The 8,518-nt window shown below is 64.3% G+C and carries 9 protein-coding genes and 7 pseudogenes; 5 read left to right on the plus strand and 11 right to left on the minus strand.

The features are described 5' to 3' along the window. Positions 1-185: 185 nt before the first annotated feature. Together GH815_RS18260 and GH815_RS18265 are read right to left on the minus strand one after the other, a co-directional pair. Positions 186-513, minus strand: a pseudogene (locus tag GH815_RS18260) (Mu transposase domain-containing protein); the annotation flags it as partial. Continuing rightward, positions 498-713, minus strand: a pseudogene (locus GH815_RS18265) (IS66 family transposase zinc-finger binding domain-containing protein); the annotation flags it as partial. The pseudogenes GH815_RS18265 and GH815_RS18260, both read right to left, overlap by 16 nt. A gap of 122 nt (positions 714-835) precedes the next feature. Here GH815_RS18265 and GH815_RS18270 point away from each other — a divergent pair. Both GH815_RS18270 and GH815_RS18275 read left to right on the plus strand, forming a co-directional pair. Beyond that, positions 836-1,066, plus strand: a pseudogene (locus GH815_RS18270) (IS3 family transposase); the annotation flags it as partial. Between the two features lie 33 nt (positions 1,067-1,099). Further along, positions 1,100-1,516, plus strand: a pseudogene (locus tag GH815_RS18275) (IS66 family transposase); the annotation flags it as partial. A gap of 29 nt (positions 1,517-1,545) precedes the next feature. Here the strand turns inward: GH815_RS18275 and GH815_RS18280 are convergent. Further along, positions 1,546-1,785 (minus strand): annotated as a pseudogene (locus GH815_RS18280) (hypothetical protein); the annotation flags it as partial. Between the two features lie 70 nt (positions 1,786-1,855). Here GH815_RS18280 and GH815_RS18285 point away from each other — a divergent pair. Then, positions 1,856-2,068, plus strand: a complete 213-nt coding sequence (locus GH815_RS18285) for an AbrB/MazE/SpoVT family DNA-binding domain-containing protein (RefSeq protein WP_036708314.1) — start codon at positions 1,856-1,858, stop codon at positions 2,066-2,068. Next, complete coding sequence (locus tag GH815_RS18290; protein WP_153750166.1) at positions 2,068-2,448, plus strand: type II toxin-antitoxin system VapC family toxin; 381 nt, start codon at positions 2,068-2,070, stop codon at positions 2,446-2,448. Before GH815_RS18285 ends, GH815_RS18290 begins: the two co-directional genes overlap by 1 nt. Here the strand turns inward: GH815_RS18290 and GH815_RS19585 are convergent. The 7 genes and pseudogenes from GH815_RS19585 to GH815_RS18325 all read right to left on the minus strand — a co-directional run bounded on the left by GH815_RS19585 (position 2,438) and on the right by GH815_RS18325 (position 6,436). Then, positions 2,438-2,611, minus strand: coding sequence for a DUF7697 family protein (locus tag GH815_RS19585; protein WP_425541976.1), 174 nt, complete (start codon positions 2,609-2,611; stop codon positions 2,438-2,440). The two genes, GH815_RS18290 and GH815_RS19585, sit on opposite strands and share 11 nt — an antisense overlap. A gap of 68 nt (positions 2,612-2,679) precedes the next feature. Further along, positions 2,680-2,907, minus strand: a pseudogene (locus GH815_RS19330) (hypothetical protein); the annotation flags it as partial. Between the two features lie 58 nt (positions 2,908-2,965). Then, positions 2,966-3,496, minus strand: a pseudogene (locus tag GH815_RS19335) (phosphoadenosine phosphosulfate reductase domain-containing protein); the annotation flags it as partial. Between the two features lie 4 nt (positions 3,497-3,500). Continuing rightward, positions 3,501-4,847: a site-specific DNA-methyltransferase gene (locus GH815_RS18310; protein ID WP_153750167.1), complete on the minus strand. Its 1,347-nt coding sequence runs from the start codon at positions 4,845-4,847 to the stop codon at positions 3,501-3,503. 452 nt (positions 4,848-5,299) lie between these two features. Continuing rightward, positions 5,300-5,725, minus strand: a complete 426-nt coding sequence (locus GH815_RS18315; RefSeq protein WP_153750168.1) for a DUF6362 family protein — start codon at positions 5,723-5,725, stop codon at positions 5,300-5,302. Beyond that, the gene (locus GH815_RS18320) at positions 5,718-5,918 is read right to left on the minus strand and encodes a hypothetical protein (protein ID WP_153750169.1); all 201 of its coding nucleotides are present in this window, start codon (positions 5,916-5,918) and stop codon (positions 5,718-5,720) included. The genes GH815_RS18315 and GH815_RS18320 overlap by 8 nt, the downstream gene beginning before the upstream one ends. Continuing rightward, positions 5,915-6,436: a crossover junction endodeoxyribonuclease RuvC gene (locus GH815_RS18325; protein WP_153750170.1), complete on the minus strand. Its 522-nt coding sequence runs from the start codon at positions 6,434-6,436 to the stop codon at positions 5,915-5,917. Before GH815_RS18325 ends, GH815_RS18320 begins: the two co-directional genes overlap by 4 nt. A 786-nt stretch (positions 6,437-7,222) precedes the next feature. Between GH815_RS18325 and GH815_RS18330 the strand changes: the two genes are divergently transcribed. Beyond that, positions 7,223-8,263, plus strand: coding sequence for an AAA family ATPase (locus GH815_RS18330; protein ID WP_153750171.1), 1,041 nt, complete (start codon positions 7,223-7,225; stop codon positions 8,261-8,263). Between the two features lie 43 nt (positions 8,264-8,306). On the opposite strand, the gene GH815_RS19085 is transcribed toward GH815_RS18330, so the two are convergent. Then, a partial coding sequence (locus tag GH815_RS19085; protein ID WP_211365129.1) for a hypothetical protein occupies positions 8,307-8,518 on the minus strand: 212 nt, incomplete at its 5' end.

The raw sequence follows: 8,518 nt of genomic DNA on the forward strand, positions 1-8,518 counted from the left end.
AATCCGTGACCGGATCAGATCGGAATTACTGACCGGATGTTATCGGAATCGCTGACCGGATGAGCCCGGAACGCACAAACACCGCGTCCAGTGCTTCCGCCGGGGTTCTCCACCCAAGGGTTTTTCGAGGACGCCCTTTAAGTGCGGCAGCAACCGCTTCCATATCATCGGGACCGTGCAGGCTGATCACCAACGAGGCGACCATCCTGCCGGATCTCGATGCGTTCGGCATAGGCCCGGATCTCGACCGGACGACCGGCCGCGCTGGCCATCACCGAGTATTTGTTGTTGTCGAACCGCACGAGGCAGGTCTTGGACACGGCGGCTGGCACGGAATGGAAGCCGTCGAAGCGCCCGGCATAGGGCACGAGTTGCGGGCGTTCCGCCTCGAACACCTCCCACACGGTCCGTCATCTCCGGGTGCCGGTTGGCCTTGGCCCAGGCAATGCACTTGTCGATCAGGAGCGCGTTCAGTTCCTCGAAGCTCTTCACCCGCAGGCGCGGTGATACAAGGGCAGATGATCCGCGTATTTGCTGACCAGAACATGGGCGATGAACGCCTCGGTCGGCAGCCCGCCCTCGATCAGCCGGGCCGACGCGGGCGCCTGTGTCACACCGTCGGTACAGACACGGCAGGCATATTTCGGACGGATGGTCTCGATGATCCGGTGCTGGGCGGGGATGACGTCGATGCGGATGCTGCGATCCTCGCCCTCGGCCAGCGCGACCTAAAGCTCTTCGAAAGCCAGTTGACGTTCGTCCTTGCCCAGCTTCTCCGATTTCTTGCCATGCAGCGCTTGACCAAGGCGATTAGAGAACGCAGTGGGACACTATCCTCACCTGCTCCATGAGCCGGGCTGGAAACGTCTGGGACAATTCTGCGATGGAGAGCTTCTTTTCGTCGCTGAAAACCGAACGGACCAACCGCAAGGTCTATCGGACCCGCGACGAAGCCCGCGCCGACGTGTTCGACTACATCGAGCGCTTCTACAACCCGCGCAGACGGCATTCGAAACTGGGCTACATCAGCCCCATGGAGTTCGAGGCCCGCGCTATGCTAGCTTAACCTGCTGTCCACGAAACCGGCAGCAGGCCACAGCGCCTGTCGGCCCGAAAGGCCCGCTCAGCACCTCTGGTCGCCGCCTTCGGGGAATGGCTGCAAGCGCAACGCCTGCGCGTCTCCGCCAAGTCCCGCCTCGGCGAAAAGCTCGCCTATATCCATAACCACTGGAACGGGTTGCAGACCTTCCTGACCGACGGTCGCGTCGAGATCGACTCCAACAATGTCGAAAATCTGGTTCGTCCGATTGCCCTGAATCGCAAGAATGCACTCTTCGCCGGTCATGACGAGGGCGGCAGAACCTGGGGCCGCATCGCCTCGCTGATCGAGACCTGCAAGATCAACGGCGTGGAGCCCTTCGCCTATCTGAAATCCACCCTCGAAGCCATCGCCGCCGGCCATCCGCAAGGCCGACTGGACGAGTTGCTCCCGTGGAATTACCAGCCGTCAACCTGAAAACCGGGTGGCCGTCCAACGACGCTTACGACGGTCTGGAGGCCGGAACGGATCATCGCCACGCCAGCGGCGGCAGCGGCTGCCACGGCTGCGGCGGCAGCCACTGCGACACGTCGCGAGAACGCCGCGAGCCTTGCGTTGGCCGCTTCCATCTCTCGGCTGAGCCGTCCGAAGCCTCGGGCTCCGGCCTCACCGACGCCCTCCAGCTCCGCGCGCACCTGCCGTCCGCCCACGGCCGCAAGGCGGACGCTGACGCGTTTCTCGGCCATCGGTCAGACTCCTTGCTTTCGCCGTATAGGCGTCTTACGTTTATGCCATCGATCTAGTGAAGGTATGACCATGGCCGAGACCGCGACCCTGTCCTCGAAGTTCCAGATCTCGATTCCCAAGGCGATCCGGGCCGCCCAGCACTGGGAGGCCGGGCTGACCTTTGCCTTCATCCCGAAAGGCACGGGCGTCCTGCTTGTGCCGGTGCCCAAGCGGGAGGCGCTGAAGGGGCTCGCGCGCGGCGCGTCCGCCGCCGATTATCGCGACCGGACGGATCGGTTCTGATGATCCTCGTCGACACGTCGGCGTGGATCGAGTGGCTCATCGGCTCGCCGACCGGCGAGAAGCTGTCCGAACATCTGCCCGAACAGGCCGAGTGGCTCGTGCCGACCATGGTCCAGCTCGAGCTGGCGAAATGGCTGACGCGCGAGGTCGGCGAGGACAAAGCCGATCAGGTCATCGCCTTCACGCAGGTCTGCCATGTGGTGCCGCTCGACACCGAGATCGCGCTGGCGGCGGCGGAGGCGTGCCGGGAGCACAAGCTCGCGACTGCCGACGCGATCATCTTCGCAACCGCCCGCGCACAGGGCGCGACGCTCCTGAGCTGCGACGCACATTTCGAGGGGCTGCCCGGCGTCACGCTGATCGAGAAGATCAAGGCCTGACGCCGGGGGCGCCGTTCGCCGCCAGTTCCTCGTTCAGTTTCCGCACCATCACCGCCTCGATGACGGGCAGCAGTTCGGCCATGGCGAGCGGCGGCACGCCGAGGGCGTCACCGAGCGCCAGCGCCGCCGACATGTCCCAGCCGATCACCGCACCGGGCAGCACGCGAAGTTGGCCGCCGAGGCGACCGACGAGGTCCCAGACCTGCCAACCCTCCGGAGTTTCCGGACGGTTCAGCCGCGCCGGGCAGTCCGGGCAGGCCTGCGCGCAGGCTTCGCAGTAGCGCTCGCCCCCGCCGAAGGACCATTCGGCGAGAGCGCGGAGGCGTTTTTTTCCTGTTCCAGCAGCAGGCCCTTGGAGACGTAGGTCAGCTGGAACGCCTCGAAGATCGGCCAGATGTCGAGCAGCGCGTCGACGGACTCGTGGCTCGGATCGAGCGCGTTGCCGTCGGCATCGCCGATGAGCCCGCGCGAAGGCGAACACGTTGTCGGCGCTCCAGTGAATCAGCGGCCGAAAGAGCACCATGTCGTGCCGGTCCGAGAACCGGACGCGCTGCGTGAATGGGGCCTGAGCACGATTGCGGCTCTCATCACGACGTACGCCGAGCCATTGAACGACGGGGCCTGTCTCGAGTGCCGGGCCCACGCAATTGTCGAAAACCGCCCGTTCCTTCAGGTATTCGGTGCAGAACTGCGCCCTCCGGCTCGGGAAACGCCCTTTCCACAGACAGAGATCCAGTATTGGGATGCCGGTGGGCACCAGTGCCGCCAACGCCCTCTCGACCGTCGTCTCCGGTACGCCCTCTTCACGCCAGACTGTCTCTACGTACCGTCGCTTGCGTGCGATCTCGGCTGAGAAGTCGGCGCGCACCATTTCGACCACGGGGCCGCCGGTGCGCTCAGAGAGCAGCGCGACATATTCCAGCGTCACCGGGTGTTCATGGCCCGTGTCGGCCATAATGGCTCGGAACGGACGGCCGCGGCGGAGCGCGAGGAGGTAGACAGCGGTGGAATCTTTTCCACCGCTGATGTTGACGAAATGCGCGGCCATGAGTTCAGCCAGGCACCGCCTGGACGTACGCCTCGGCCGCGGCCGGGGTCTCGCCCAGCCGCTCGGCCTTCACTTGCGTGAAGGTCCGGCCGTCGCCATCGAGGATCGCATCGCGGCCCGTCTCAGCCTGCCAGCGCTCCACGGCCACGTCGACATAGGCCGGGCTGATCTCCATGGCGAAGACGCGGCGGCCGTTGGCCTCGCCTGCCATGATCTGCGAGCCGGAGCCCGAAAAGGGCTCGTAGCAGAGACCGCCGCGGGCCACATGCTGGCGCATCGGAATCCCGAAGGCGTCGAGCGGTTTCGGCGTCGGATGGTCGGGACGCTCGTCCTTGGCGAAGGACGGCATCTCCCAGGTCGACGGCAGCGTCTGCTCGGCGACCTTCGGCGGCCGATTCGGGCGGCGCCAGCCCATGAAGCAGGGCTCGTGTTTCCAGAGGTAGTGCGACCGGGTCAGGACGCCGCGGTCCTTCACCCAGATGATCTGCTGATGCACGAAGGCGCCCGCCTTTTCCCAGCAGGCCTCAAGCATCGCCTGGCGTCGCGAGGCGTGCCAGCAGTACCAGGCGGCGTCGTCCGTAATCGCCTCCGCCACGGCCGCGGCGATGAAGCCGTCGTAGAGGTCGGCCCCCTGGCTGCTGTCGTCCCAGGTCACGCCGTAGGACTGCGACCAGTCCTTGTTGCGGGTCGGGTGGTTCGAGCCGTCGTAATCGACCAGATACGGCGGGTCCGTCGCGAACAGGATCGCGCGCTCGCCGTTCATTAGGCGGCGCACGTCGTCGTGGCTGGTCGAGTCCCCGCAAAGCAGCCGGTGGTCGCCGAGTCTCCACAGATCGCCCGTTCGCGATGCCGGGTTGCGCGGCGGCTCTGGGATGGTCACCGGAGGCACAGAGCCCCCGGCGCCACCTTCTTCTTCACCGCCCCCGTCCGGATCGAAGGCCAAAAGCTTGTCCAGTTCGCCGTCGGAGAAGCCCACGAGCGACAGGTCGTAGTCGTCAGCCAGCAGGTCCTTCAGCTCAGCCGACAGCAGCGCCTCGTCCCAGGTGCCAAGCTCCGTCAGCTTGTTGTCCGCGATCCGGTACGCCCGCCGCTGCGCCTCGGTCAGATGCCCGAGCACGATCACCGGCGCTTCGGTCAGCCCCAGCTGCGTGGCGGCCAGCACGCGCCCGTGCCCCGCGATCAGCTCGCCGTCATCGGCGACGAGGCAAGGCACGGTCCAGCCGAACTCGGCCATGCTGGCGGCGATCTTCGCGACCTGGTCCGCGCCATGCGCCTTCGCGTTCTTCGCGTAGGGTTGGAGGCGCGCAAGCGGCCACATCTCGATCCGCTCGGGGGCGAAGGCGAGGTTCATGCAGGTTCCTGTCGATGATCGATCGGCATCCACCGGGGGTGGACTCCGGCACGGCGGTTTCCAGCGGCTTTCGGCTGGACTCCGGCATCCGCAGGGTATCCACCCCGGACGGCCGGTCAGATGTTTGAATTCACGAGGAATTCAGGCGTCACGGCTGGACGCTGGACTTCGGTGGCTTCCCAAAAAACCGGCCCTGTCGCTGGCGAAATGCCGAGCCAAGCCCGCCAGCATACGTTTTGGCCCAGAAAGGAACCGAAAAACAACGGCTTGGCAGCCTGGACCCCGGCTGGACCCCGGAAGCCAGCCCCGGTGTCCACCTCGGGATCAGCGTCGGTTCGCCTGAGCGCACGACCCCGAGTATATCGCCATGGATAGCGTCAGCGGGGCGATCCGTCTCGCCGTCCGGTGTCTCGCAGGAAATTGTCTCACGCGACTGTCGAGCCTTGACACACTCAGTGCGCCGCCTGCGCCACCACGAATTCCATCGACCGCTTCTTCGGCACTCGCCTTCCGTTCAGCCGCCACACGATCACCGCGATGCCGTACTGCCAGCGCCGGTTCGCGGTGGCACGGCTGATGCCCAGCTCCCAGCAGATCGGCTTCCATGGCTTGCGGTTCGCCCGGAGCCAGAGCAGGCGCGCGTCGGCAGGGTCGAGCAAGCGCAGCCAGAGCAGAGCATCCTCGGCCTGCGTGATGTCGCGCGGTCCGGGCTTGGGTCGGCGCATCTGCGGCTCCTGGCCCACCTGGTCGGCGAAGCTGTGGAAGTACTCGGGCCATGCATTGAAGTAGCCCTGCGGTTTCACCTCGGGCAGCGAGCGGAACACGTCGGCAGCGCTCTCGAGGCGGTCCTCGACCATGGTGGGCGTCCACTCAGCCATTCGCGGCCTCCCGGTCGTCCGAGCGAGGCCCATACAGCTTCTCTCCGAGCTGACGGACCAGCTCGCGCTCTGGCCAGGTCAGGCGGTGGTCGTCGACGGAGACGGCAAGCACACCTTCGTCATGCCAGCCATCGCGCTTTACCTGGTCGGGATCCCGACGCGTGCCGCCGTAGCCTTTCGGGTACCACCTCATCCCAAGCCCCCGTTCGTCTCAATCGCCCAGTGCAGGATGGCGATCGCGTCGGCCTCGTTGTCGTCGGCGGGAGAGAAGCCTCTGGCTCGGGCCGCGGCGATCATGTCCTGCTTGGGAGCATTCCCCCGGCCTGTCGCGTGCTTCTTGATAGTGCCGACTGGGACGCCTTCGTAGGGAACTCCGCGAAGCTCGGCCCAAGTCGTCAGCGTCGCGAGGAGACCTCCAAACACATGCGCTGCGTCAGTGCCCGCGTGGCGCCGGACTTCCTCGAACCAGATCGCGGCGATGGGTCCGGACAGCCGGTCAAGTTCGGTCAGCCAGTTCGTGAAGCGGAGGTAGCGCATGCCGCCGCCGTCGAAGCGGCCGGGGCGAAAGCTGACCGTGCCGCTGGTGGTCAGTCCGTCGTGGCTGCGGAGCGCCCAGCCGGTCGTGGTGCCGAGATCGAGGGCGAGGATGCAGGACCGGTTGATCGCGCCCGGTTCGGGGCGGACGTCCTGCGCGGGGATCGGTGTGTTCATCGTGAAGGCTCACAAGCTGTGGGCCTTCGGCTTCGGTCACCTCAGGACTTAGCATCCGGCGGTCCTCGGCCAAAGCGAAAACGACCAGGGACGACGCGGCCGGCGAAGATCGACGCGCTGCCCGTCCCGGTCCCAACCTCCGAGCGCGTGGTCCCAACCTTCGAGGGGGTTGGGACAGCCTTTTATCGTTTTAACCCAATGGCTTGACCGGATTTGGTCCCAACCTCGGTGTCCCCAACGGGGGTTCTTCTCTTTTCGTATAGAAACACATGTTCCCGACCTTTTCCGTTCTCCCACATGAATGTGTAGCAAAAGGTTGGGACCACAGGGTGAGGTTGGGGACACCGTTGTTTTTGAACGGCTTTTCGTGTCCCCAACCCCCTCAGGAGGTTGGGACAGGGTTGGGACCACCGGGGAGGTTGGGACTGGCACGACAGCGCGCTGCACGGCATCCTCTGGTCAGTTGCGGAGTTGCGAAGGGTTGTGCTTCCGGCAGGCTGTGACAATGGTGCCATCGACATGACATCACTCTGCAGTCTATTTGATGGCCAGCGGAGCTCGGGCATGGTAGGGATGCAGCCATGGGAAAAGGTTTGAAGACAACGGAGGAAGACGTTGCGGCCCTCACCGTGCGGGTGCCACGAGAGCTCGTGATTGACATCGACCGTGAGCGCAACGGCCGACCCGTTCGCGTTCCACGAAATACCTGGATACTTGAGGCCGTCGTTGAAAAGCTTGACCGGGAGAGGCAAAGCGCCCGTAACGGGACGAGGCGGGAAGAAGACGATGGCCAGAAGTGATCTTCTGATTTCACTGGTGAAGGCCGGATCAAGCGGCGATTTTCGGAGCGTGCGTGCTGCAGCCGAAGCAATAATCGCTGAAGAGAAGGCCAAAAATCACAATATCCTCGCCGACCGGTTGACCGAGGCCATGCATGTGAACGGCAATAGTCACTCACCAAAGGCGCCCGCCATCTTGAACCAGAATGCAGCGCGACATCGCGAATTTCTGCTTGAGCTGACGCCAGAACGGCGAATCGAGGATCTCGTTCTGTCGGAGCTCAACCTTCGCGCATGCCGGGAACTGATCGAGGAGCAACAGCGCGCATCGGTTCTCCGGTCGCATTCCCTCGAGCCGCGCCACCGGATCCTGCTTTCGGGGCCTCCGGGCAACGGCAAGACGTCTCTTGCGGAGGCGATAGCCGAGTCGCTGGCACTGCCATTCTTTGTCGTGCGCTACGAGGCAATGATTGGGAGCTATCTCGGCGAAACCGCGGCGCGTCTGAAACGTGTCTTTGACTATGCCCGGACCACGCCCTGCGTCCTTTTCTTTGATGAGTTCGACGCTGTTGGCAAGGAGCGCGGAGACGAGCATGAGACCGGTGAGATAAAACGTGTCGTCACGTCACTGCTGATGCAAATGGATGATCTGCCGAGCTACACCGTTGCAATTGCAGCCACAAATCATAGCGAACTTCTGGACCGGGCTGTCTGGCGCCGGTTTCAGTTGCGCCTTTCATTGAAAGCCCCGACGCAGGCCGAGCTCGCTGCATACTTCAAGCGTTTCGCAGATGCGATGAACGAGCCGTTAGGTCGTGCACCAAGCACCCTCGCAAAGGCCCTCGGCTCAATCAGCTATGCGGAGGCAGAGGAATTCTGCCTCGACGTTCGTCGTCGCCACGTCTTGGCCATGGGAGAGACACCACTAAAGAAGATCGTCGAGGAGCGGCTCAAGTTGTGGGCAGCACGCACCGCCCCGGATTTCAAAAAGGACAAGTCGCATGTCGGAGTTTCCGCTTCTTCCGGTACCGAAACCGGCTCGCGATAAGCGGCCGAGAGGTGGCGGGGGCGGCGGAAGCATCCAAACCCCGTCACGCGATAGACAGCGTGAAAGATTGGACCCCGTGTTTCAGCGACTTCGCGATGTCTTCGATCAGGGTCGCGACCCGGTAGATCTTCGTGACGATCCCGCAGGTATTGCACCCGAGCGAGCATTGGTATTTGAGCCCGCGATATTCACCGGCCGGCTGACATTGGAGCCAAGGTGCTGCTTTCGGGCGGGTCGAGGGCGTCCTGAGGGCCC

Origin of the sequence: Rhodovulum strictum, from assembly GCF_009649175.1 — a bacterium.
Lineage (GTDB): Bacteria > Pseudomonadota > Alphaproteobacteria > Rhodobacterales > Rhodobacteraceae > Rhodovulum > Rhodovulum strictum.

Excerpts from the sequence above, each read along its gene's own strand:
- GH815_RS18325 (WP_153750170.1), bottom strand. The coding sequence starts at position 6,436 with ATGAACACACCGATCCCCGCGCAGGACGTCCGCCCCGAACCGGGCGCG.
- GH815_RS18320 (WP_153750169.1), bottom strand. The coding sequence starts at position 5,918 with ATGAGGTGGTACCCGAAAGGCTACGGCGGCACGCGTCGGGATCCCGAC.
- GH815_RS18285 (WP_036708314.1), top strand. The coding sequence starts at position 1,856 with ATGGCCGAGACCGCGACCCTGTCCTCGAAGTTCCAGATCTCGATTCCC.
- GH815_RS18290 (WP_153750166.1), top strand. The coding sequence starts at position 2,068 with ATGATCCTCGTCGACACGTCGGCGTGGATCGAGTGGCTCATCGGCTCG.
- GH815_RS18310 (WP_153750167.1), bottom strand. The coding sequence starts at position 4,847 with ATGAACCTCGCCTTCGCCCCCGAGCGGATCGAGATGTGGCCGCTTGCG.
- GH815_RS18330 (WP_153750171.1), top strand. The coding sequence starts at position 7,223 with ATGGCCAGAAGTGATCTTCTGATTTCACTGGTGAAGGCCGGATCAAGC.
- GH815_RS18315 (WP_153750168.1), bottom strand. The coding sequence starts at position 5,725 with ATGGCTGAGTGGACGCCCACCATGGTCGAGGACCGCCTCGAGAGCGCT.